The sequence below is a fragment of the Phytoactinopolyspora endophytica genome (assembly GCF_004138495.1).
GTDB classification, from domain to species: domain Bacteria; phylum Actinomycetota; class Actinomycetes; order Jiangellales; family Jiangellaceae; genus Phytoactinopolyspora; species Phytoactinopolyspora endophytica.
On the sequence record NZ_ML142856.1, the window covers coordinates 212,345 to 212,677 of the forward strand.

1 protein-coding gene is annotated in these 333 nt (G+C 68.8%); it reads left to right on the forward strand.

Features of this window, described 5'->3' with window-relative positions:
• The coding region (locus tag ELR45_RS35370) for an Ig-like domain-containing protein (protein WP_205856756.1) at window positions 1-333 on the forward strand (333 nt) is incomplete at both ends.

Sequence of the window (333 nt, forward strand, 5' to 3'; positions counted from 1 at the left end):
ATCGGCGTGCAGATCGAGGGCACCATCGAGGTCAGCAGCGGCGAGTTCGCCGCCGCCGACGACCACCTGGACGACTGGCCGGGTGAGTTCGACGTCGACGACGAAGGCAACTGGACCTTCACCCCGGACGAGGCCCTGGAGAACGGTGAGTACACCTTCACCGCCATGGCCACGCTCGAGGGCGGCGACCCCGAGCTGACCGACTCCGAGGCCAGCGTCGACTTCACCGTCGGCTCCGGCAGCGGTGACGAGGACGGCGGCGATGAGGGCGGTGACGAGGACGGCGACGACCTTCCCGACACCGGTTCCAGCAGCCTGCCGATGATCCTGGTC